Origin of the sequence: Cellulomonas rhizosphaerae (assembly GCF_003470205.1) — a bacterium.
In the GTDB taxonomy this organism is placed as follows: domain Bacteria; phylum Actinomycetota; class Actinomycetes; order Actinomycetales; family Cellulomonadaceae; genus Cellulomonas; species Cellulomonas rhizosphaerae.
Map to the genome: position 1 here is coordinate 1 of NZ_QWKP01000221.1, position 23,095 is coordinate 23,095.

17 protein-coding genes are annotated in these 23,095 nt (G+C 72.3%); 10 read left to right on the top strand and 7 right to left on the bottom strand.

The window, feature by feature from the left end; all coding sequences use genetic code 11:
* Positions 1–152: 152 nt before the first annotated feature.
* On the top strand, positions 153–551 hold the full coding sequence (locus D1825_RS16400) for a DUF5997 family protein (protein ID WP_199721628.1): 399 nt from the start codon (positions 153–155) through the stop codon (positions 549–551).
* Between the two features lies 1 nt (position 552).
* Here the strand turns inward: D1825_RS16400 and D1825_RS16405 are convergent, their stop codons facing one another.
* The 3 genes from D1825_RS16405 to D1825_RS16415 are packed head-to-tail and all read right to left on the bottom strand — an operon-like array spanning position 553 to position 2,779.
* The gene (locus tag D1825_RS16405) at positions 553–1,275 is read right to left on the bottom strand and encodes a LysR family transcriptional regulator substrate-binding protein (RefSeq protein WP_118768493.1); all 723 of its coding nucleotides are present in this window, start codon (positions 1,273–1,275) and stop codon (positions 553–555) included.
* The gene (trmB, locus tag D1825_RS16410; protein ID WP_118768494.1) at positions 1,272–2,006 is read right to left on the bottom strand and encodes a tRNA (guanosine(46)-N7)-methyltransferase TrmB; all 735 of its coding nucleotides are present in this window, start codon (positions 2,004–2,006) and stop codon (positions 1,272–1,274) included. The genes D1825_RS16405 and trmB overlap by 4 nt, the downstream gene beginning before the upstream one ends.
* A gap of 11 nt (positions 2,007–2,017) precedes the next feature.
* Positions 2,018–2,779: a VOC family protein gene (locus tag D1825_RS16415; RefSeq protein ID WP_118768495.1), complete on the bottom strand. Its 762-nt coding sequence runs from the start codon at positions 2,777–2,779 to the stop codon at positions 2,018–2,020.
* 107 nt (positions 2,780–2,886) lie between these two features.
* On the opposite strand from D1825_RS16415, the gene D1825_RS16420 reads away from it, so the two are divergent.
* Together D1825_RS16420 and D1825_RS16425 are read left to right on the top strand one after the other, a co-directional pair.
* Positions 2,887–3,861 carry a cation diffusion facilitator family transporter gene (locus tag D1825_RS16420; RefSeq protein ID WP_118768496.1) on the top strand — a complete coding sequence of 325 codons (975 nt, stop codon included), beginning with the start codon at positions 2,887–2,889 and terminating at the stop codon, positions 3,859–3,861.
* Positions 3,858–5,192 (top strand): ion channel protein, encoded by a 1,335-nt coding sequence (locus D1825_RS16425; protein WP_118768497.1) that lies wholly within the window; start codon positions 3,858–3,860, stop codon positions 5,190–5,192. Before D1825_RS16420 ends, D1825_RS16425 begins: the two co-directional genes overlap by 4 nt.
* Here the strand turns inward: D1825_RS16425 and D1825_RS16430 are convergent.
* Together D1825_RS16430 and D1825_RS16435 are read right to left on the bottom strand one after the other, a co-directional pair.
* Positions 5,179–6,033, bottom strand: coding sequence for a YhjD/YihY/BrkB family envelope integrity protein (locus D1825_RS16430; RefSeq protein ID WP_118768498.1), 855 nt, complete (start codon positions 6,031–6,033; stop codon positions 5,179–5,181). The genes D1825_RS16425 and D1825_RS16430 overlap by 14 nt on opposite strands.
* On the bottom strand, positions 6,033–6,968 hold the full coding sequence (locus tag D1825_RS16435; protein WP_118768499.1) for an alpha/beta hydrolase: 936 nt from the start codon (positions 6,966–6,968) through the stop codon (positions 6,033–6,035). The genes D1825_RS16430 and D1825_RS16435 overlap by 1 nt, the downstream gene beginning before the upstream one ends.
* 130 nt (positions 6,969–7,098) lie before the next feature.
* Between D1825_RS16435 and clpB the strand changes: the two genes are divergently transcribed.
* The 3 genes from clpB (at position 7,099) to D1825_RS16450 (ending at position 11,539) form a co-directional block, all read left to right on the top strand.
* The gene (clpB, locus tag D1825_RS16440) at positions 7,099–9,696 is read left to right on the top strand and encodes an ATP-dependent chaperone ClpB (RefSeq protein ID WP_118768500.1); all 2,598 of its coding nucleotides are present in this window, start codon (positions 7,099–7,101) and stop codon (positions 9,694–9,696) included.
* A 161-nt stretch (positions 9,697–9,857) separates the two neighbouring features.
* Positions 9,858–11,015, top strand: a complete 1,158-nt coding sequence (locus tag D1825_RS16445) for a ScyD/ScyE family protein (RefSeq protein ID WP_118768501.1) — start codon at positions 9,858–9,860, stop codon at positions 11,013–11,015.
* 74 nt (positions 11,016–11,089) lie between these two features.
* A complete protein-coding gene (locus D1825_RS16450) occupies positions 11,090–11,539 on the top strand; it encodes a GatB/YqeY domain-containing protein (RefSeq protein ID WP_118768502.1) in 450 nt (149 codons plus the stop codon).
* A gap of 115 nt (positions 11,540–11,654) precedes the next feature.
* Here the strand turns inward: D1825_RS16450 and D1825_RS16455 are convergent, their stop codons facing one another.
* Positions 11,655–16,103 carry an endo-1,4-beta-xylanase gene (locus tag D1825_RS16455; protein ID WP_158580765.1) on the bottom strand — a complete coding sequence of 1,483 codons (4,449 nt, stop codon included), beginning with the start codon at positions 16,101–16,103 and terminating at the stop codon, positions 11,655–11,657.
* Positions 16,104–16,434: 331 nt separating this feature from the next.
* Here D1825_RS16455 and D1825_RS16460 point away from each other — a divergent pair, with 331 nt between their 5' ends.
* The 4 genes from D1825_RS16460 to D1825_RS16475 are packed head-to-tail and all read left to right on the top strand — an operon-like array spanning position 16,435 to position 22,023.
* Positions 16,435–17,748 carry an ABC transporter substrate-binding protein gene (locus D1825_RS16460; protein WP_118768504.1) on the top strand — a complete coding sequence of 438 codons (1,314 nt, stop codon included), beginning with the start codon at positions 16,435–16,437 and terminating at the stop codon, positions 17,746–17,748.
* Between the two features lie 5 nt (positions 17,749–17,753).
* Positions 17,754–18,788 carry a carbohydrate ABC transporter permease gene (locus tag D1825_RS16465; RefSeq protein WP_233549952.1) on the top strand — a complete coding sequence of 345 codons (1,035 nt, stop codon included), beginning with the start codon at positions 17,754–17,756 and terminating at the stop codon, positions 18,786–18,788.
* On the top strand, positions 18,785–19,678 hold the full coding sequence (locus tag D1825_RS16470) for a carbohydrate ABC transporter permease (protein WP_118768506.1): 894 nt from the start codon (positions 18,785–18,787) through the stop codon (positions 19,676–19,678). The genes D1825_RS16465 and D1825_RS16470 overlap by 4 nt, the downstream gene beginning before the upstream one ends.
* Positions 19,679–19,725: 47 nt before the next feature.
* Positions 19,726–22,023, top strand: a complete 2,298-nt coding sequence (locus D1825_RS16475) for a beta-xylosidase/alpha-l-arabinosidase (RefSeq protein WP_407643343.1) — start codon at positions 19,726–19,728, stop codon at positions 22,021–22,023.
* Positions 22,024–22,038: 15 nt separating this feature from the next.
* Here the strand turns inward: D1825_RS16475 and D1825_RS16480 are convergent, their stop codons facing one another.
* Positions 22,039–23,016 (bottom strand): LacI family DNA-binding transcriptional regulator, encoded by a 978-nt coding sequence (locus tag D1825_RS16480; RefSeq protein ID WP_118768507.1) that lies wholly within the window; start codon positions 23,014–23,016, stop codon positions 22,039–22,041.
* Positions 23,017–23,095 lie beyond the last annotated feature (79 nt).

Below are 23,095 nucleotides of genomic sequence, written 5' to 3' on the forward strand. Positions count from 1 at the left end.
GGTGCGGTTGGGTGTGCGACACGCCGGGGTCCGCGCGGCGTGTCGCACACCCAACCGCTCACCGCCCCGGACGACCGCGCGCCAGCGCTCCACGGCGCCCCCCGGACGCCCCGAGTGTCCGCCGAGGCCCGCGGGGAACTACGGTGAGCGGTGTGAGCACCAAGAAGTCGCAGGAGATGAAGGCGTCCACCGCCGCCGCCAAGCTGGACGTGTACCTCCCGGCGACCCCGGAGGAGTTCCAGAACAGCACGGTCACGCGCGACGAGCTGACCGAGCTGCAGCGGACCCCGCCGCAGTGGCTGGTCGACCTGCGCCGCAACGGCCCCCACCCCCGAGGTGTGGTCGCAGCACGGCTGCGCGTCTCGACGAGCGGGCTCGCGCGGGCCGGCATCACGGACCCGCTGACCACCGACGAGATCTCCGCGCTCATCGCCGACCCGCCCGAGTGGCTGGTCCAGGAGCGCGCGACGTACGAGGAGGTCCGCCGCGAGGAGCGCCGCCTCGAGTCCCGCGAGGCCGACCGCCGCGCGGCCCAGGCCGCCAAGGACTGACTCAGCGCTTGCGCGGGCGGCGGGTGCCCTTGGTGCCCAAGGGGGTGCGGCCCGAGGCGCCCGGCGTGGGCTTGGCCTTCGGGGCCGGGCGGGGCTTCTTCTTCTCCTTGGCCGGCGGCTCGGGCGTCGCACCGCGGCCGCGCGACGAGGACGCCTTGCGGCCCTTGACGATCCCGATGAACTCCTCGGTGAGCTCGTCGTACCGCTCGTCGACCCACACCAGGGCGACCGACGAGGTCGGCGCCTCCGGCACGGCCCGGACGGTGAGGCCGCGGCGCTGGTGCAGCCGCGCGACCGACTGCGGCAGGTAGACGACCCCGACCCCGGCCGCCACGAGGTCGATCGCGTCCGCGGTCGTCGCCACCTCGCCGCCCGTGAACGCGGTCCCGGGGGCTGAGGTCCAGCCGAGCAGGTCGTCGTCGGGCACGATGACGGTCTCGTCGGCCAGGTCCGCGACCGGGACCTCCTCGACGACCGTCACCACGTGGTCCTTGGGGACGACGACCATCGTCGTCTCCTCGTACAGCGGGATGACCGCGAGGCCGTCGCGGTCGACCGGCAGCCGCACGAGCGCGACGTCCGCCTCGCCGGCCCGCACCCGCGCGACGGCATCGGCGGGATCGGCGTGCACGAGCGTCGCGGGCACGTCGCGCAGTCGCTCGGCCCACACGCGCAGCCAGCGGTCCGGGTTCACCCCGGGCACGAGCAGGATGCGGAAGCTCATCGGATCCTCCGGGCGATGACGTCGTGCACCGCGTGGCCCAGGTCCAGGCCGCGCTGCTCGAACTTGGTGACGGGGCGGTGGGCGGGGCGCGCGACCAGCCCGCTCGACTCCATGTCAGGGTCTGCCTCGAGGACGTCGCGCATCTGCTCGGCGTAGTCGAGCCAGTCGGTCGCGCAGTGCAGGGTGCCGCCCACGCGCAGCCGGCTGCGCAGCAGGTCGACGTGCATCGGCTGGATGAGCCGGCGCTTGTGGTGCTTGTTCTTGGGCCACGGGTCCGGGAAGTAGACGTGCACCGCGTCGAGGCTCTCCGGGGCGACCACGCGGCGCAGCAGGTCCAGCGCGTCGCCGTGGCCGACGCGCACGTTCGTCAGCCCGGCCTGCCCGACGAAGCCCAGCAGGCTCGCGATGCCCGGCAGGTGCGCCTCGAGCGCGAGGTAGTCGCGGCCGGGATCGGCGGCGGCCATCGCTGCCGTGGTCTCGCCCATGCCGGACCCGATCTCGACGACGAGCGGCGCCGCCCGGCCGAACAGGGCGACCGTGTCGAGCAGGCCGTCGGGCGTCGTCGGGTACGGGTGCTCGTCGTCGTGCACGGAGAAGCCGAACAGCGGCCACAGGCGCTCGAGCGAGTCCTCGCGGTCCTGGCTGAGCGGCGAGCGGCGCGGGTGGTACGTCCGCAACGGCTCGTGCGCGCGGATCGCCGTGAGGCGGAACGCGTCGGAGGGCAGGGTCACGAGGCCCCAGCCTACGGATGCCAGGCGGGCGTGATGATCGCGAAGGTCTCGCCGAACGGCCCGCGCAGGCGCGCGACGCGGCCGTAGGGGGAGTCGGCCGCCCCGGCGGCGACGGTGGCGCCGAGCCCGGTGGCCGCCTCGATCGTCGCGTCGACGTCGGCCACCTCGAGGTAGAGCGTCCACGCGGAGTTCGCCTCGGTCTGCCCGACCCCGGCGACGGAGAGGTCGCCGCGTCGAAGCACCGCGTAGACGAAGCCGTCGCCGCCCGCGTCCATGACGTCGAGCTCGAGCACGTGCTGGTAGAACGCCAGTGCCTGCGGCTGGTCGGTCGACATCACCTCGGTCCACGCGACCGTGCCCGGCTCGCCGGTGACGTCCCAGCCGGTGTGCCTGCCGCTCTGCCAGAGCCCGAACACCGCGCCCGTCGGGTCGGCGGCGATGGCCATCGTGCCCATGCCCGGGAGCGGCGTCGCGCTCACGACCACGCGCCCGCCCGCCGCGGCGACCCGCGTGGTCGTGGCGTTGGCGTCGTCGGTCGCGAGGTAGAGGCACCACTGGGGATCGCTCGGCTGGTCGGTCGCGGACTCGCCGAGGCCCACCACGCGGCGGCCGCCGACCGTGGCGACGGTGTACCCGCCGGTCTCGGGCCCGCCGACCTCGAACTCCCACCCGAGCAGCGGACCGTAGAAGGCACACGCCTGGTCGAGCGAGGGGACGGTGATGTCGGCCCAGGCGGGCGTGCCCGCCGGCCAGCGCTCGGAGTGGGTGGTCATCGCCCCATCCCACACCCGGACGTCGCGCCTCCGCGACCCGGCCGACGGCAGGTGTTCGCGGTGGTCAGGCGCAGACACCGAGGGGGGCGGTGTGCTACTCACGTCACATGACCTCGGACGACGCACCTCCCGCCGGCGCCAAGCCCGGCGGCGAGAGCGGGCTCACGGTCGTCATCGCGCTCGGCGCCAACCTGCTCATCGCGATCGCCAAGACCGCGGCGGCGATCCTCACGGGCGCCGCGTCGATGCTCGCCGAGGCCGCGCACTCGTGGGCGGACACGGGCAACGAGGTCTTCCTGCTCGTCGCGCAGCGCAAGGCCGCCAAGCCCGCGGACGTCACGCACCCGCTCGGCTACGGGCGCGAGGTCTACGTCTGGTCGATGTTCGCGGCGATCGGGCTGTTCGCGGTCGGCGCCGGTGTCTCGGTGACGCACGGGGTCCAGGAGCTGATCGACCCCGAGCCCGCGAGCGACTTCCTCGTCGCCTACGTCGTGCTGGCCGTCTCGTTCCTGCTCGAGGGGACCTCGTTCCTGCAGGCGAACCGGCAGGCGCGGCGCGAGGCCAAGGAGCGCGAGACCGAGCTGCTCGACCACATCCTCGCGACCTCCGACCCCACGGTGAGGGCGGTCTTCTTCGAGGACGCCGCGGCGCTCGTCGGCATCGTCATCGCGGCGGCGGGCATCGGGCTGCACCAGGCGACGGGCTCGGCGGTGCCCGACGCGATCGGGTCGATCCTGGTCGGCGTGCTGCTCGGCGTGGTCGCGGTGGTGCTGATCCAGCGCAACCGGCGGTTCCTGGTGGGCGAGTACGCGGACTCCCGGGTGAGCGCGGCGGTCGTCGGCCAGCTGCTCGAGCAGCCCGAGATCGCGCGCGTCACCTCGCTCAGCCTGCAGTACGTGGGCGCGCAGCAGCTGTCGCTCGTGGCGGCCGTCGACCTGCAGGGCGACCCCGGCGAGACCGAGGCGTCCCACTTGCTCGCGCAGCTCGAGCGGCGGATCGCGACCCACCCCGCGATCGTCCGCGCCATCCTGTCCCTGTCCGAGCCCGAAGAGGCCTCCCTCGAACCCGGTGGTGCCGCATGACCGAACGCCCGGCCGACGACCAGCCCCCCGCCGAGGCGCCCGCCCCGACCGACTCGGGCGGCACACCCCACATCCCCGTGCAGCAGCTGCTGCGGATGGTGGTCCCGTCCGCGCTCGTCGGCGCCCTGTGCGCGCTGCTGCTGATCGCGCTCTCGTGGCTCGCCGAGCGGCTCCAGGAGCTGGTGTGGGACGACCTGAGCTCCGCGATGGGCGTGGACCCGGACTCCGCGTGGTGGATCATCAGCGTCCTCACGCTCACGGGAGTGCTCGTCGGGCTCGTCGTGAAGTACGTCCCCGGCCACGCCGGGCCCGACCCCGCGGCGCACGGGCTGGTCGAGGCGCCGCTCAAGCCGTCCGTGACCCCGGGCCTCGCCCTGGCGCTCGTGCTCATGCTGGCGGGCGGTGTCAGCCTCGGGCCGGAGAACCCGATCATGGCGATCAACGGAGCGCTCGTGGTCTGGCTCGGCGCGCGCTACCTGCCGCGCGTCGGTGCCGGGCAGTGGGTCGCGCTGGCCACGGCCGGGACCATCGGCGCGATGTTCGGCACGCCCGTCGCCGCCGCCCTGATGTTCTCCGAGCTCAACGTCGGCAACCCCAAGATCCCGCTGTGGGACCGCCTGTTCTCGCCGCTGGTCTCCGCGACGGCCGGCTCGATCGTCATGCTGTCGCTGTCCGACCTCGATCTGGCCATCGACCTGCCGGGCTACGAGTTCCACCCGGGTGACCTGGCGATCGGCCTGCTGATCTCCGTGGTGACCGCCGGCATCGGGCTGATCGGCGTGTGGGTCTTCGTACCGCTGCACCGCCTGTTCCGGCGCATCAATGACCCGCTGCTGATGCTCACGGTCGGCGGGCTGCTGCTCGGCGTCATCGGCGCGATCGGCGGCCCGCTCTCGCTGTTCAAGGGTCTGCACGAGATGCAGGAGCTGCCCGCGCAGATCGGCACGCTCTCCGCGCTGGGCTTCCTGGGCCTCGGGCTGATCAAGATCGTGGCCCTGCTGGTCGCCTCGACGAGCGGCTTCCGCGGCGGCCGGATCTTCCCCGCGCTCTTCGCGGGCGTCGCGCTCGGTTTCGCTATCCACGAGTCGTTCCCCTCGGTCTCGCTCCCGCTCGCCGTGTCCACCGCGTGCGTCGGCATCCTCGTGGTGGTCGCCCGCAGCGGCTGGCTGAGCCTGTTCATGGCGCTGGCGGCGGTGCCCGACGCGAACCTGCTGCCCATCCTCGTGCTCTCGTCGCTCGGCGCGTGGCTCATGGTCGCCAACCGCCGCGAGCTGATCGACCCCGAGCGGATGCCGCACGCCGCGGAGGGCAGCGAGGTCAGGCCGGCGTGACCTCGGAGCCCCGGATCACCCGGCCGATCGGCCCGTCCGCCTCGGCGCACGCCCGGCCGATGACGGTGGTCGCGACGAGCACGAAGGCGATCGCGAACAGCCACCCGATGTAGGCGAACACGAGCCCGAGCACGCCGAACTGCCGCGCGCCGCTCTCCATGGCGATCGGCAGGTAGATGCCGCCCGCCACGCTGAGCAGGCCCATGCAGACGGCCGTGAGCGCGGCGGTGAAGGCGAGGACCCGCACGGCCACCTGGCGCTGCAGCAGCATCCACGGCACGAACGTCCACACCGCGGTCCACACCGCGATCTGCAGGAGCACGGCGAGCGTGCCCCGCCAGATCGCTCCCTCGAGCACCGACTTCGTGAAGGCGACGATCAGCACGGCCAGCACGACGGCGAGCACGGTCGCGAGCCACCGCCATGCCGTCCGGACGCTGGCCTTCTGCACGTCCCACGTGCGCAGGTAGACGCGCTCGAGCGCGCGGGAGAACGACGTCGCGCTGAAGATCGCGACGACGATGCCGAAGAACCCGATCGACCCGGCCGCGGTCGCACCGGCCGGGATCGAGCCCGCCAGGGTCGCGCGGGTCTCCTCGGAGAGGCTCAGCGAGTCGGCGACGACCGAGCCGAGGCCGGGATGCTGCGGGCGCAGGGACGAGGCGACGAGCATGAGCGGCACGATCGAGGTGAAGGCCTGCGCCGCGAGGGTCATCGCGCGGTCGAACACCTCCAGCCGTGCCAGGTCCCGCACGATGCGCTCGAGCAGCCGCCCGACCCAGGTCTCGCGGATCGAGTCCCAGAAGCCCAGGCCGCGCTCGCGGAGGTTGGCGAGACGCATCAGCCGAGCCGCGCGCCCAGGAACCGCAGCACCTCGTCGAGGTACCGCTCGCGCGTGGGGCTCGGCGACAGCGCCAGGTCGTGCGCGCCGCCGGGGACCTCGACGAAGGTGACGTCGTCCCCGAGCAGCACCGCCCGGGCCGCGATGTGGGACACGTCGAGCACCGAGTCGGTCGTCACCAGCTGCTCGTGCCACCGGTCGTCCGGCCCGTTCGCGTCCGAGGCGAGCACGAGCACGGGCGCGTCGATCGCCAGTCCCCGGGCGACGCGCGCGTGCCCGCGGCGGACGGTGCGGATGAAGCCCGCCGTGACCGGGAACCCCTCGAACGGCTTCCAGGCCAGGTCGTAGTCCCACTCCCCGCCGGTGCTCGCGTGCAGCGCGGGCCCGTAGTGCTGGCCCAGCTTGGCGACGGGAAGGGACGGCGCCGCGCGCCCGACGAGGTCCAGCAGGCGAGTCGCGACGGTCCGCTCGAACCAGCTCCCCCGCAGGTCGAGCCACGGGCTGTTGAGCACCACGGCGTCGATAACCCCCGGGCGCGCGTCGGCCCACAGCGCGCTGACCAGCCCGCCCATCGAGTGGCCCATGAGCACGACCTCGTCGTGGTCCGCGCGCAGGATGCGGACGGCCGCGTCGATCTCTTCGGCGAACCGCCCCAGGTCGGTGGGGGAGTTCGGCCGGCGGCCCGGGCGGATCGAGCGACCGAAGTCGCGTAGGTCGAGCGCGGCGAAGTCGTAGCCCGCGCCGACGAACGCGTCGCCGACGTGGGTCTGGAAGAAGTAGTCGACGAAGCCGTGCACGTACAGCACGGCCCGACGAGAGGGGCTGGCGACCCGTCGGACGAGCGTCGCGACCGGGTCCGGCTCCACGCCGTCGGGCCGCAACGGCAGGGTGGTGGCGGTCCAGCCCGCGCCCAGCACGTCGGTGTCGTCAGCCATGACGGGATCGTGCCATGGTCGGGGCGGGATCGGGCGAGAATCACCCGGTCGCCAGAGTTGAGCGGAATAGGCTCAAGTCTGACTAGGGTTGCACCAGGTAGACATCCGTTCTCGACCCTCAGGAGGTCACGTGGACGCCAAGTTCACCACCCGGTCCCAGGAGGCCATCGGCGACGCCATCCAGCAGGCGTCCGCGGCCGGCAACCCCCAGCTCGAGCCCGCCCACCTGCTCAACGCGCTGCTGCAGCAGGAGGGCGGCGTCGCGGGTGCCCTGCTCGACGCGGTCGGCGCCGACCGGTCCGCGCTCGGCCGCTCCACGCGCGCGGTGCTCGTCGGCCTGCCCGCCGGCTCGGGCTCGACCATGGCCCAGCCCACCGCCTCGCGCGCGACGTCGGCGGCCCTCGAGGCCGCGAGCACCGAGGCCCGCGCGCTCGGCGACGACTACGTCTCGACCGAGCACCTGCTGCTCGGCCTCGCCACGGGCCAGTCCGGCGTCGCCGACGCCCTGCGTGCCGCGGGCGCCTCGCGCGACGCGCTGGCCGCTGCTCTGCCGGCCGTACGCGGCAACACGCGCGTGACCAGCCCCAACCCCGAGGGCACGTTCAAGTCGCTCGAGAAGTACGGCGTCGACCTGACCGAGCGCGCGCGCGACGGCAAGCTCGACCCCGTCATCGGCCGCGACTCGGAGATCCGCCGCGTGGTGCAGGTGCTCTCGCGCCGGACCAAGAACAACCCCGTGCTGATCGGCGAGCCCGGCGTCGGCAAGACCGCCGTCGTCGAGGGCCTGGCCCAGCGCATCGTCGCTGGCGACGTCCCGGAGTCCCTGCGCGGCAAGCGGCTCATCTCGCTCGACCTGGCCGCGATGGTGGCCGGCGCGAAGTACCGCGGCGAGTTCGAGGAGCGGCTCAAGGCCGTCCTGCAGGAGATCACCAGCTCGGACGGCGAGGTCGTCACGTTCATCGACGAGCTGCACACGGTCGTCGGCGCGGGTGCCGGCGGCGAGGGCGCGATGGACGCGGGCAACATGCTCAAGCCCATGCTGGCCCGCGGCGAGCTGCGCCTGGTGGGCGCCACCACGCTCGACGAGTACCGCGAGCGGATCGAGAAGGACCCCGCTCTGGAGCGCCGCTTCCAGCAGGTCTACGTCGGGGAGCCGTCCGTCGAGGACACGGTCGCGATCCTGCGCGGGCTCAAGGAGCGCTACGAGGCGCACCACAAGGTGACGATCTCCGACGCCGCGCTCGTCGCGGCCTCGAGCCTGTCCGACCGGTACATCCCCGGCCGCCAGCTCCCTGACAAGGCGATCGACCTGATCGACGAGGCCGCCTCGCGCCTGCGCATGGAGCTGGACTCGAGCCCCGTCGAGGTGGACGAGCTGCAGCGCGCCGTCACGCGCCTCGAGATGGAGGAGGTCGTGCTCTCGGAGTCCGACGACGAGGCCTCCGCCGAGCGTCTCGAGCGACTGCGTGCCGATCTCGCCGACCGGCGCGAGGAGCTCGCCTCGCTCACGGCCCGCTGGGAGAAGGAGAAGGCGGGGCACAACCTCGTCGGCGACCTCAAGGCGAAGCTCGACACCCTGCGCACGGACGCCGAGCGCCTGCTGCGCGAGGGGTCGCTCGAGGCCGCCGCGCGCCTGCAGTACGGCGAGATCCCGGCCCTGCAGGCCGAGATCCAGCGCGCCGAGGAGTCGGAGGCCGCGGTGGACGAGGAGGTGGCGCCCCAGGGCACCCCGATGATCGCGGAGAAGGTCGGGCCCGACGAGATCGCCGAGGTCGTGGCGATGTGGACGGGCATCCCCGCGGGCCGGCTGCTCGAGGGGGAGACCGCCAAGCTGCTGCGCATGGAGGACGTGATCGGCGAGCGGCTGATCGGCCAGCGCACGGCCGTCTCCGCGGTGTCCGACGCGGTCCGCCGCGCGCGCACCGGCATCTCCGACCCGAACCGCCCCACGGGCTCGTTCCTGTTCCTGGGCCCCACCGGCGTCGGCAAGACCGAGCTGGCCAAGGCGCTCGCGGACTTCCTGTTCGACGACGAGCGCGCCATGGTGCGCATCGACATGTCCGAGTACGCCGAGAAGCACTCGGTCGCCCGGCTCGTCGGCGCCCCTCCCGGCTACGTCGGCTACGAGGAGGGCGGCCAGCTCACCGAGGCCGTCCGTCGTCGCCCGTACTCCGTGGTGCTGCTCGACGAGGTCGAGAAGGCGCACCCCGAGGTGTTCGACGTGCTGCTCCAGGTGCTCGACGACGGCCGCCTGACCGACGGCCAGGGCCGCACGGTCGACTTCCGCAACGTGATCCTGGTGCTCACGTCGAACCTGGGCTCGCAGTTCCTCGTCGACCCCACGCTGTCCGACGACGCCAAGCGCGACGCCGTGATGAGCGCGGTGCGCTCCGCGTTCAAGCCGGAGTTCCTCAACCGGCTCGACGACGTGGTGCTCTTCGACCCGTTGTCGATCGGCGAGCTCGGGCACATCGTGGAGATCCAGGTCGCGTCCCTGGCGTCTCGGCTGCGCGAGCGCCGGCTGACCCTCGAGGTCTCGCCGGCCGCGCGCGAGTGGCTCGCGCTCGAGGGCTACGACCCGGCGTACGGCGCCCGGCCGCTGCGCCGGCTGGTGCAGCGCGAGATCGGCGACCGCCTGGCCCGCGCTCTGCTGAGCGGAGACATCCGCGACGGCCAGATTGTGACCGTCGACCGCGCGGACGAGCACCTGACGATCACGGCGAGCTGACCGCCAGCTGAACGAGAGAGCCGGGCGTTCACCCGAAAGGGGTGGACGCCCGGCTCACAGCGGGAGCACAGTGTTCGATGCCGCCTTCGGGCGGTTTGTCCGGTTCTGGACGGGCGTCGACGAGGCGCCGCAGGCCGGGCACCTCGACGAGGAGGATCCGCATGCGGCTTCGCACCTGTGCCGTCTCGGCACTCGCGGTCGCCGGGCTGGTGATCGCCGGCGCCCCGGCCACCGCCCGCTCGTCCGACCACCACACCTCGGGTCTCGCGCGCGTGGCCCACTACGGGCACGGCGTCTCGCTGCCCGACCACCGCCATCCGGTGAAGTCCCACCACGCGCCCCGGGCAGGGACGCCCACGACGGTGGCGACCGGCCTGGCTGGACCCCTGACGTTCGGCGTCGGCGCGAAGTCGCTGTACGTCGGGCAGGCGTTCGCGGGGATCGTCTCCAAGATCCCGAAGACCGGCGCTCCGACCGTCGTCGGCGCCGCCACGCCCGGCGCCGACGCAGCCGGCGTCGAGGTCTCCCGCGGCGCGCTCACGTGGACCGAGCGGGCCGGCGAACCCGGTGCCCCTCCGACCGCCTCGCTGCTCCACCGCCAGACGCGCGACGGCGCCACGACAGTCGACCTGCTCGCCTACGAGCAGACCGCCAACCCGGACCAGAAGAGCACCTACGGGTTCCGCAACCTCGACGCCGCCTGCGCCGCGCAGCTCGACCCGATGTTCCAGAGCTACACCGGCGGCGTCGACTCGCACGCGTACGGCACCCTGCACGCCCAGGGCGCCACGTACGTCGCCGACGCCGGCGCGAACGCGATCTTCAAGGTCAGCGCCAAGGGCAAGGTCAGCACCGTCGCCGTGCTCAAGGCCGTGCCGGTCGTCGTGCCGGCCGCCGCGGCCGCCGCCCTCGGGCTGCCCGCCTGCGTCGCTGGCAAGAAGTACTGGTTCGAGCCGGTCCCGACCGACGTCGAGCAGGGCCGCGACGGCTGGCTCTACGTCTCGCTCCTCCCCGGTGGTCCGGAGGACGGCAGCCTCGGCGCCAACGGCCAGGTCGTGAAGGTCAACCCGCGCACGGGCAAGGTCTTGACGGTGGCCAAGGGCCTCGCGGGGGCCACAGGCCTCGCGGTCGGGCCGAAGGGCACGGTCTACGTCGCGCAGCTGAACGGCAACGCGGTGTCGTGGATCGACAAGCGCGGCACGGTGCGGCCGCTGCTCACGCTCACCCAGCCGGCGGGCGTCGAGTGGGCCCACGGCAAGCTCTGGGTCTCGACCGACGTGTTCGGCGCGGGGAGCATCATCTCCGTCAAGGTCCACTGAGCACGCGGGCCGGGCGGACGCAGCGGTCGCGGAAAGCCGCTGCGCCCGCCCGGGCCGACGAGGATGATGGGCGCATGAGCACTCTCGACCAGCTGACCGCCGACCTCACCACCGCCATGAAGGCGCGCGACTCCGTGCGCACCAACACGATCCGCCAGGCCATCGGCGCCGTGCGGGCCGAGGCGAAGGCCGGACCCGTCGAGAAGGACCTGTCCGAGGACGAGGTCCTGAAGGTGCTGTCCCGCGAGGTGAAGAAGCGCCGCGACAGCGCGCAGATCTACACGGACGCCGGCGCCGACGAGCGCGCCGCGATCGAGACCGCCGAGGCCGACCTCTTCGAGACGTACCTCCCGGCCCGGCTCTCGGACGACGACCTCGCCGCGCTGGTCGCGTCCGTCATCGCTGACACCGGGGCCACGTCGATGCGCGACATGGGCGGCGTGATGAAGGAGGCCACCGCCCGCGCGGGTGCGTCGGCCGACGGCAAGAAGCTCTCGACGCTGGTCCGCGCCGCACTGGCCTGAGCATCGGACCGAGCACGACGACGGGCGGCCCTCGAGATGAGGACCGCCCGTCGTCGTCAAGAGCCGGGGAGCACGGGGCAGGGTGGGAGTCGCCCGTGCCCCCCGGCGGTCTGGATCAGCGGCGCTTGACCTTCAGCACCGCCGAGTGAGACGTGACCGACCCGGCCTTGTTCTTCACGACGACGCGGTAGGCGTTGCCGTTCTTGCCGGTGGTCGCCTTCACGACGAGCGTGCGGCCCGTCGCCCCCGTCACGGCCTTCCACTTCGAGGACCCGGCGACCCGCTGGTACCACTGGATCGTGGGCGCGGGCGTGCCGGTCACGGTGACCGAGAAGCGGACGGACTTCCCCGCGGCCACCGTGGCCGACCGCGGCTGGGCCGTGATCCGCGGCTTGACCGGGGTCGGAGTCACGGTGGCCGTCTTCGTGGTGGCCGTGCCGCCGCGGTTGGTGAACACCGCCCGGTAGGCGACCGGCTTGGCGCCGACCTTGACGGTGAGCGACGTCCGGGTCGCCCCGGAGATGGCACGCCAGGTCGACGACCCGGACGCCCGCTGCTGCCAGCGGACGGTCGGTGTCGGGTACCCGCTCGCGACGGCCTTGAGCGTGACCGACTTCCCGGTCTTGGCCTGCGTCGACCCGGGCTGGGTCGTCACGCGGGGGGCCTGGGCCTTGACGGTCACGGTGGCGGTCGTCGTCGTGGCGACGCCGCTCGCGTTGGTGAACACCGCCCGGTAGCGGGCGCCGTCGGTGCTCGCGGAGAGCTTGACCGCGAGCGACGTGCTCGTCGCGCCCGGCACGTCGGCCCAGGACGAGCCGAGGCGCTGCCACTTCACCGTCGGAGCAGGGACGCCCGAGGCCGAGGCCGTGAGGGTCACGGTCGCTCCGAGAGCACCGGTCACCGAGGCCGGCTGCTTCGTGACGGCCGGGGCCGTCGGCTGCGGGCCGACCGGCTCCACGAGCTCGGCGACACCCCACCGGCTGGTGTCCTGGTACGAGCGGCCGGTCGGGTCGGACCAGGTCCGCACCGCGTTCCGCACGCCCGCCGTGCCGTCGTTGACCTGGAAGTCCAGGCCAGCGAGGTCGCCGGGCGTGACCGCGTGGCCGAGCTTGAGCGAGGCCTCGACGACGTACCCGCCGTCGACGACCTTGGTCGCGCTGGTCAGGCGCCCGCCGATCACGGACAGGTCGCCGCTGACGGACTGCGCACCGAGGTAGTTGATCCGGTACTGGCCGTCGGCCGGGTGGTAGGCGCCGGACTTGGCGTTCGCCGGGTCGAGGAAGATCTCGACCGAGTCCTGCTCCCACGCGTTCGAGCTGGTGGCGTCCAGGTGCGGGTCGGTGACCTCGGCCAGCACGTCGACCGAGTCGTCGTGCCAGAGCAGCCGCACCTTCGCGGTCGCGCCTTCCGAGCCCTCGACCTGCACGTCCGTCCGGACGCTCGGTGCGGAGGCCCAGGCGGCGTCGATCTCGCCGTCGATCGTCGGTGCCGTCGCCGCGCGGGGCACCGAGACGAAGGCGATCGGCCCGACGAGGGTGACGACGCCGAGCGCCCCACCGGTCTCCTGGTGGTTCGACAGGTCGTTCCACGAGGTCGTGCTGCCGCTGCCGTCGGTGACGCGGACGTCGAACGGCACCGTCGTGCCGACCGCCCCGGCCTCGGCCAGGGGCAGGCTCGCCACGACGTCGTAGCCCTCGGCGGTGGACGTCGCCTCGCTCCGCTTGACGACGACCGGGTCGCCGCCGCCGAACAGCGTGACCGAGTCGTCGGCGTCGTCCGTCGCGTCGACCACGTGCACGCGCGCGGTCAGGTGGTCGCCGGACCAGCGGAGCTGGAACCCAGCCGACGCGTTGATCTCCACGTCCGGCAGGAGCCGCCAGTCGGCGGACCCGGAGGACTGCTGCGCGTTGGCCGTGCGGGTCAGCGTGGGCAGCTCGGTCGGGTCGACGATGCCCCAGTACGCGGGCTTGGCCTGCAGGTCGTCGTCGAACACCAGCGGCGCACCCGTGCGCCAGCTGCGGCTGTCGTACGGACCCCAGACCGTCACGGAGAACAGGTCGGGGAAGTCGCGCAGCATCGAGAACACGTCGGCGAAGTAGTAGCCCTGCGCGACGAGCTTCTCCTGCGTGACCGTGCCGTCGATCTGCACGTCGAGCTCGGAGACGTCCTGCAGCAGCCCCAGCGTGGCGAACTTCTCCAGGGTCACGCGCATCTGGTCGACCGGCTGCGCGAGGCTCACGTGGAACTGGTGGCCCACGCCGTTGATCGGAGCGCCGGCCTTGAGCAGCCCGTCCACGACGTCGAACATCGCCTGCCGCTTGGCGGGCAGCTCGGTGTTGTAGTCGTTGATGAACAGTTTCACCGGGCCGTTGACGTCGCCGTCGTTGAACGCCTGCGAGGCGATGTCGAACGCGTCCTTGATGTAGGCCGGGCCGAGGGTCCGGTACCACTCGCTGCGGCGCAGGCCGTCGCTCTCGCTCTCGGCGATGACCTCGTTCACCACGTCGAACCCGACGATCGGGTTGCCGGCCGTGCCGTACTCGCCGTACGTGGTCCGGAAGTGGTCGGCCACGGTCTCGATGTGGGTCTTCATGCGGCCGAGCAGGAGCGCCTGGTCGTCGGCGCTGTCCGTGAGCGGCGTGCCGTCCTCGTGCTGGAAGAACCACGCGGGCGTCTGGCTGTGCCACACGAGCGTGTGCCCGTAGACGCGCAGGCCGTTCGCGATCGCGAAGTCGACGAGCTGGTCGGCGGCCTCGAAGGTGAAGGTGCCCTCCGTCGGCTGGATCGCCTCGGGCTTCATGACGTTCTCGGGCGTGAACTGGTCGAAGTGCTTGGTGACCAGCTCCTTGCCCGGGCCCGCGGTCTCCCGCTCGTCGATCGCGACGCCGACGGGCCACGGGAGCTCGTCCTTGAGCGAGGGGATGTCCTGCTGGACCGGCGGCGCGGTCGAGCCGGTCACGACGACGTCGTCGACCAGGAAGGACGCGGTGCCGGACGCCGTCTCGAAGTACAGCAGCGCCGAGTCGGCAGACGTCATCGTGTAGCTGCCGGTCAGACGCACCCAGGCGTCGGCCGTGACGGCCGCCGCGGTGGTCACGGTGTCGTACGACGAGGTGCCGCCGTTGTCCCGCTGCACGCTGACGCGCACGTCGGCGGGTGCCGCCTCGCCGGCCGCGAGCCGGACCCAGGCGGAGATCTGGTACGTCCGGCCGCTGACGAACGCGTCCGTGACGGTCGCGCCGAGCCCGTGCCAGCCGTCGGTGCGGCCGGTCACGCTCGCCGACTGCACGCCGCCGTGGGCGACGTCGGAGATCGCCACGACGGGTGCGGTGCCGTTGCCGCGCGCGCCCCAGACGCCGAGGCCGTCCTCGAACCCGGTCGACAGCGCCGTCGGGGCGGGGCCGTCGTCGGATGCGCCGCCCGCGGGGAGCGTGAACGACCAGCCCGCAGCGAGGCGCTCGGTCACGACCGTGCGGACCGCCGCGAGCGTGCCCGAGCGGTCGCCGCCGCCGTCGTGCGTGAGCACGACCTGGCCGGGCTTCATCGCCGCGCGCAGGTTCGTGGTCAGCGTCGGGACGTCCTGCGTCGCCCAGTCGTTGATGGTGTTGGTCACCGCGAGCGGCTGCATGCCGAGCGACACGGCGACCGCGGCCGTCTGGCCCCAGCTGCCGTTCGGCGCCCGGAAGTACGGCACCTTGGCCTGCGGGTCGCCGAGCGCGGTGCGGATGATCGCGAGGTTCTCGACGAGGTCCGCGCGCACCTGGGCCGGGGTCCAGCTGCCCATGTCCGCGTACGAGGTCGAGTGGTTGCACAGCGTGTGGCCGTCCGCGACGATCCGGCGCAGCACGTCCGCGCCGCCCGGTGCCTGGATGTTCTGGCCGATCACGCAGAAGGTCGCGTGGATGCCCTGCTCCTCGAGGAAGTCGAGGAGTGCGCCGGTGGTGGCGCCGTTGGGGCCGTCGTCGAACGTCAGCGCGGCGACGTCGCCGGTGCCGCGTGCTGCCGAGACGGGAGTCGTGGTCGGGTCCACGGCACCTCCGGGGACGACGTCGGGATCGGGGTCCGGGTCGGGGTCGACCGAGCCCGGCGTCGTGACGAGCACGTCGTCGACGAGGAAGCTGGGGTTGACGCCCGCGACGGGCGCGGCCTCGAGGTAGAGCGTGGCCGCCGTGACGGAGGCAGCGCGCGTGTAGGTGCCGGTCAGCTCGACCCAGCCGTCGGCCGTGGCCGTGACCGCGGAGCCGACCCAGGCGTACTGGTTGTCCGCCGGGCTCTGCTGCACCGTGAAGTGCATCGCCGACGAGCCCGTGGTCCCGGGCGCGAGCTTGACCCACGCCGAGACGGTCACGGGGGAGCCGGCCGGGAACAGGCCGACGACGTCCGTGGCCGGGCCGTTCCAGTCCCCGGTGCGACCGCTGACCAGCATGCTGCGGTCACCGCCGTGCGCGTCGGTGTCGACGGTCGCCAGCGTGACGGGTCCGCGCGGTCCCCAGGGGGTGGTCGCGCCGGACTCGAAGTCGTTCGAGATGAGCGTCGTCGGCCCCTCGTCGGCTGCGGCTGTCACGGCCGTCAACCCGCCTGTCCCTACCGCCACGGCCAGCACCACAGCCGCCGTGCCGATCCTCAGATGCGAACGTACCGATCTCATCAGCGCTCCTTTGCGCGATTCGGGTCCCACCCCGACCGGGAGGTTACGTGTGATCCGGACAGAGTTCGATAACGTTACCCATAACGTTATCGAACTGACACCAAGCGGGCGGGTTCCATCGAGGGGACGACGATCGGTGCGGCGGTGCAACGGTTCGATAACGTTATCGCTAACGATTGACAGACCAGCCACGCGGCTGTCAACGTTGCGTCGTCCATCCCTCTCAGTGACGACGAGGAGTTCAACGATGAAGAGGACGCCAGTCCTGCGTGCCCTGGCCGTCGCCACGGGTCTCGCACTGCTCGCAGCGTGCAGCTCGGGCGACAACAACGAAGGTGCAGACCCGAGCTCGTCCGGCTCCGGCGGCGCCAAGGACGTGACCATCACGTGGTGGCACAACTCGAACACCGACCCGGGCAAGGGCTACTACGAGAAGGTCGCCAAGGACTTCGAGGCAGCCAACCCCGGCGTGACCGTCGAGATCAGCGCCATGCAGCACGAGGACATGCTCACCAAGCTCGACGCCGCCTTCCAGAGTGACGACGCCCCCGACGTCTACATGGAGCGCGGTGGCGGCGAGCTCGCCGACCACGTCGAGGCGGGCCTCACCAAGGACATCTCCGACGCCGCCAAGGACGAGATCGGCAAGATCGGTGGCTCGGTCGCCGGCTGGCAGGTCGACGGCAAGACCTACGCGCTGCCGTTCTCGGTCGGCGTCGTGGGCTTCTGGTACAACAAGGCGCTCTTCGAGCAGGCCGGCATCACGTCCACGCCCACGAGCTGGGACGAGCTGTACACGGACATCGACAAGATCAAGGCCGCCGGCATCGAGCCGATCTTGGTCGGCGCGGGCGACAAGTGGCCCGCCGCGCACTACTGGTACCAGTTCGCACTGCGCGAGTGCTCCCAGCAGGTGCTGACCGACGCGGTCAAGAGCCTCGAGTTCTCGGACCCGTGCTTCGTCAAGGCGGGTGAGGACCTGGAGAAGGTCATCGCCGACAAGCCGTTCAACAAGGGCTTCCTGTCCACCCCCGCCCAGACGGGCGCGACCAGCGCCTCGGGCCTGCTCGCCACCGGCAAGGTCGCCATGGAGATGCAGGGCCACTGGGAGCCCGGCGTCATGCAGGGCCTCACGGAGGACAAGAAGGGCCTCGGGGACAACACGGGCTGGTTCTCGTTCCCGACCGTCACGGGTGGCCAGGGTGACCCGGCCGCCCAGCTCGGTGGCGGCGACGCGTGGGCCGTGTCCCAGAAGGCGCCCGACCAGGCTGTCGACTTCGTCAAGTACCTGCTGTCCGACGAGGTGCAGAAGGGCTTCGCCGAGCAGGACATGGGCCTGCCGACGAACTCGACGGCTTCCGAGTTCGTCAAGGACCCCGCCCTGGCTGGGCTGCTCAAGGTCCGTGACTCGGCGCCGTACGTCCAGCTCTACTTCGACACCGCATTCGGTGCCTCGGTGGGTGGCGCGATGAACGACGAGATCGCCCTGATGTTCGCCGGCAAGGCGAGCCCGCAGGACATCGTCGACGCCACCCAGGCGGCGGCTGACGCGGAGAAGTGACCGACGTGGCAGACGACACGACCGCCCTGCGCGGCGACTCCGTCTCGCCTGCGACGTCCAAGCCCCAGGCCCCGGCCGCCGGTCGCGCTTCGGCGCGGCCGGCCGGCCCGGGCCCGGGTGGGCGCCGCCGGTCGAGGTCCTCGGTCCGCATGCGCCTCGAGATCCTGTTCTTCGTGGCGCCAGCCCTGCTGGTGTTCCTCTTCTTCGTGGTGTGGCCGATCATCAAGGCCGTCCAGTTCTCCGTGTACCGCTGGAAGGGCTACGGCCCGCTCGTCGACTTCGTCGGCCTCAAGAACTACGCCAGCGTGCTGCAGAACGACGTCTTCACCGGCGCGTTCACGCACAACATCATCATCGTGGTGCTCTCGATCCTCATCCAGCTCCCGCTGGGCCTGGCGATCGCGCTCCTGCTCAACCGCAAGATGTGGGGCCAGGGCGTCCTGCGCACGATCATCTTCGTCCCGTACGTGCTGGCCGAGGTCATCGCCGGCGTCGTGTGGTTCCAGCTGCTGCAGCCGCAGTACGGCGTGATCGACACGATCCTGTCCGCGGTCGGGATCAGCGGGCCCGAGGAGGGCTGGCTCGGCACGCCGGACGTCGCGCTCTACACCGTCATCGCCGTGCTGACCTGGAAGTACCTGGGCCTCGCGGTGATCCTGTTCCTCGCCGGCCTGCAGGGCGTGCCCGAGGAGCTCTACGAGGCCGCGCAGATCGACGGCGCCACCTGGTGGCAGGTGCAGCGCAAGATCACGATCCCGCTGCTGGGCCCCACGGTCCGCACCTGGGCCTTCCTGTCGATGATCGGCTCGCTGCAGCTGTTCGACATGGTCTGGATCCTCACGCAGGGCGGTCCCGCGAACGCGACCACGACCATGGCGACCTTCCTCGTCAACGAGGGCACCAAGCGGTCGAACTACGGCATCGCCTCGGCGGCCTCCGTGATCCTCTTCGTCGTCGCGCTCGTGATGGCGCTCCTGTACCAGTTCTTCATCCTGCGACGCGACGTCCACGACACCCCCCGGAAGAAGGCCAAGCGATGAGCGCGGGCACGATGACCGGGGCGCCGATCACCCCGACGACGCGGCAGGCGACGCACACGCCCCGGCGCAAGCGGCAGGGCGGCGGCAACCCGCTCGTCTACCTCATCGCGCTGGTGGTCGTCGCGTTCACCGTCGGCCCCGTGCTGTACGGCGTGCTCGGCGGCTTCCGCACCAACGCGCAGCTCGCGGACAAGCCGGCCGCGCTGCCGAGCCCGTGGGTGCTGAGCAACTACACGGGCGTGCTGACGAACCCGGACTTCTGGCAGTACGCGCTGAACTCGACCGTCATCGCGGTGCTCACCACCGCGATCGTGGTCGTCTTCGGGATGATGGCGGCCTACCCGCTGGCCCGCTACCAGTTCCGCTGGCGCGAGCCGCTGTTCATGGTGTTCGTCCTGGGACTGCTGTTCCCCGCGACGGTCGCGATCATCCCGCTGTTCATCCTCATCACCAAGGACCTCCACATGGGGAACACCTGGTGGGGGGTGGCGCTCCCGCAGGCCGCGTTCGCGCTGCCGATGACGGTGGTGATCCTGCGCCCCTTCCTCATGGCGCTGCCCAAGGAGCTCGAGGAGGCGTCCCTGCTCGACGGGGCGTCCCGGATCGGCTTCTTCTGGCGGATCCTCGTGCCGCTGTCCGGCCCGGGCATGGTCACCGTCGGCGTGCTCGCCTTCGTCGGCTCGTGGAACGCCTACCTGCTCCCGCTGCTCCTGCTGCAGGACGACATGAAGACCCTGCCCCTGGGTGTCGCCGACTTCTCGTCGGAGCACGCCTCGGACACCGCGGGGGTGTTCGCCTTCACCACTCTGGCGATGATCCCCGCGCTGATCTTCTTCCTCGCCCTGCAGAAGCGCATCGTCGGCGGGCTCCAGGGCGCCGTCAAGGGCTGAGCCCGCCCCCTTCGCTTCCCGTCATTCCCCAGAAGGAGAACGATCCCGTGACGGATCTTCAGACGTCCCGCCCCACCGGGATCCCGGTTCCCAGCGCCGACGGCCGCGCCGCCGAGCTGCTCGCGCAGATGACCCTCGAGGAGAAGCTCGCGCAGCTCGTCGGCTTCTGGGAGAAGGGCGACGGCGAGGCCGTCGCCCCGCTGCAGGGCGTGTTCGACGTCGAGCAGGGTCTCGACGAGGTCAGCCGGCACGGGCTCGGCCACCTCACGAGGCCGTACGGCACGCGGCCGGTGGACGCCGACGAGCGTGCGCGGTGGCTCTGGGGCCAGCAGCGCCGGCTGGTCCGTGAGACGCGGCTCGCCATCCCGGCGCTGGTGCACGAGGAGTGCCTCACCGGGCTGTCGGCCTGGCGGGCGGCGACGTTCCCGACGCCGCTCGCGTGGGGCGCGTCGTTCGACCCCGAGCTCGTGGCCGAGATGGGCGCCGCGGTCGGCGGCTCGATGCGCGCGCTCGGCATCCACCAGGGACTGGCGCCCGTGCTCGACGTGATCCGCGACCCGCGGTGGGGTCGGGTCGACGAGTGCATCTCGGAGGACCCGTACGTCGTCGGGACGCTCGGCACCTCCTACGTGCGCGGCCTGCAGTCGGCCGGGGTGCACGCGACGCTCAAGCACTTCGTCGGGTACTCGGCCTCGCAGTCGGGCCGCAACTTCGCGCCCGTGCACGCCGGCCCGCGCGAGATCGCGGACGTGCTGCTGCCCCCGTTCGAGATGGCCGTCCTCGACGGCGGCGTCCGCTCCGTCATGCACTCCTACGCGGAGATCGACGGCGTGCCCGTGGCCGCCAACGCCGAGCTCCTGACCGGCGTGCTCCGCGACCGGTGGGGCTTCGACGGGACCGTCGTCGCCGACTACTTCGGCGTCGCGTTCCTGCACCTGCTGCACGGCGTCGCGGCCGACCTGGGCGACGCCGCGGGCCAGGCGCTCGCGGCAGGCGTGGACATCGAGCTGCCGACGGGCGACGCGTTCCTCGCGCCGCTCGCCGACGCGGTGCGCGCGGGCAGGGTCGACGAGGCGCTCGTCGACCGGGCCGTGCTGCGAGCGCTGCTGCAGAAGGCGGAGCTGGGCCTGCTCGACGCCACGTTCGACGACGAGCCGCCGACGGGCGTGGACCTCGACAGCCCCGAGCACCGCCGGATCGCGGCGCGGCTGGCCGAGGAGTCCGTCGTCCTGCTCTCCAACGACGGCACGCTGCCGCTCGCCGCACCGGGCCGCGTCGCGGTGATCGGGCCGAACGCGGACCGGTACGACGCGCTGTTCGGCTGCTACTCGTTCGTCAACCACGTCCTGGCGCACCACCCCGAGGCCGAGGTCGGCCTGGAGGTCCGGACCGTGCGTGAGGCGCTCGCCACCGAGCTGCCCATGTCCTCGATCGTCTTCGAGCGCGGCTGCGCGGTCGACGACGACGACACGTCGGGCATCGCGGCGGCGGTCGACGCCGCCCGCGCGGCCGACGTGGCCGTGGTCGTCGTCGGCGACCACGCCGGGCTGTTCGGCCGGGGGACCGTGGGTGAGGGCTGCGACCGGGACGACCTCGAGCTGCCGGGCGTGCAGCGCGCGCTCGTCGACGCGGTCCTCGAGACCGGCACGCCCGTCGTGCTCGTGCTGCTCACCGGGCGGCCGTACGCGGTCGACTGGGCGCTGACCCGCGCGGCCGCCGTCGTCCAGGCGTTCTTCCCCGGCGAGGAGGGCGGCCCCGCGATCGCCGGCGTGCTCTCGGGTCGCGTCAACCCTTCCGGCCACCTGCCGGTCAGCCTGCCGCGGTCGGCCGGAGCGCAGCCCTACTCCTACCTGCACCCTGCGCTGGGCGGCGACGGCGACGTCACCAACCTCAGCTCCGTGCCCGCGCTGCCGTTCGGCCACGGCCTCTCGTTCACGACGTTCGCGCACGACGAGCTCGTGGTGGAGCCCGGCGCCAGCACGGACGGCTCGATCCGCGCCTCGGTCCGCGTGACGAACACGGGCGACCGCGCCGGAGCCGACGTCGTCCAGCTCTACGGGCGTGACGTCGTGGCGAGCGTGACCCGGCCGGTCGCGCAGCTGCTCGGCTACCGCCGCGTGCACCTCGAGCCGGGGCAGAGCGTGGTCGTCGACCTCGACGTGCCGACCACGCGCCTTGCGTTCACGGGGCGCGCGGGCGTGCGCGTCGTCGAGCCCGGGGACGTGCAGCTGTGGGTCGGCCCGTCGTGCCTTGAGCGCGAGACCGAGGCGAGCGTGACCCTCGCGGGCGCTGTGCACGAGGTGGGCATCGCCGACGAGCGGTGGACCTTCACCGCGGTCCGCTGACCGCGGGTGCGGGAGTCAGATCCGGCGGCAGGACGCGCGCTCGACCATCGCGGTGGGCAGGCGCACGTGCGTCGACTCCGGCTCGCGGCCCTCGAGCAGCTCGACGAGCATGCGCAGGGCCGCGGCGCCGATGTCCTGCAGGGGCTGGTCGATGGTCGTGAGCGGCGGGTTGGCCAGCGCGGACTCGGGCACGTTGTCGAAGCCGATCACCGACACGTCGTCGGGCACGCGCAGGCCGAGCTCGTGCGCGACCTCCATGGTGCGGATGGCCGACAGGTCGTTCGCGGCGAAGATCGCGGTGGGGCGGTCGTCGAGCGTGAGGAGCTCGCGCGCGGGTGCCGTCGCGGTCTCCGGGCGGTAGCCGCCGACCCGGACCAGGTCCTCGTCGACCTCGACGCCCGCGGCGGCCATCGCCTGCCGGAAGCCGTCCTCGCGCAGCCGGGCCGACTCGAGGTCGGTGCGGCCGCCCAGGAGGGCGATGCGGCGGTGGCCCAAGCCGAGCAGGTACTCGGTGGCCAGGACCGCGCCCGCGAAGTTGTCGGAGTCGACCGTCGGGATGCCCGACGGGCCGGTGTGCGGGTCGACCGCGACCACGGGCACGCCGTTGGACGCGCCGACGACGGTCGGGGTCACGATGATCGCGCCGTCGATCAGCGTGCCGCCGAGGCGGGACAGCGAGCGCCGCTCCCAGCCGACCGCACCGCCCTTGTGGCCGCCCGAGTAGGCGAGCAGCTCGTAGCCGGTCGAGCCGATGGCCTCCGACGCGCCCTTGAGCAGCTCGGTGCTGAACGGCTCGAACTCCGCGACCAGGACGCCGATGACGTTGGTCTTGTGGCTGCGCAGGCTCTGCGCGCCGAGGCTGGTCTCGTAGCCGAGCTCGTCGATCACCGTGGAGACGCGCTCGAAGGTGGCCCGGGAGACGCCGTAGCGGCCGTTGACGACCTTGGAGACCGTCGCCACGGAGACGCCGGCAGCGCGCGCGACGTCTTCCATCTTCACTCGTCCGCCGGTCTCCACGACCCGGAGCCTACCGTGCCGATAACGTTATCGATAACGGCTTTCGAACGACCAG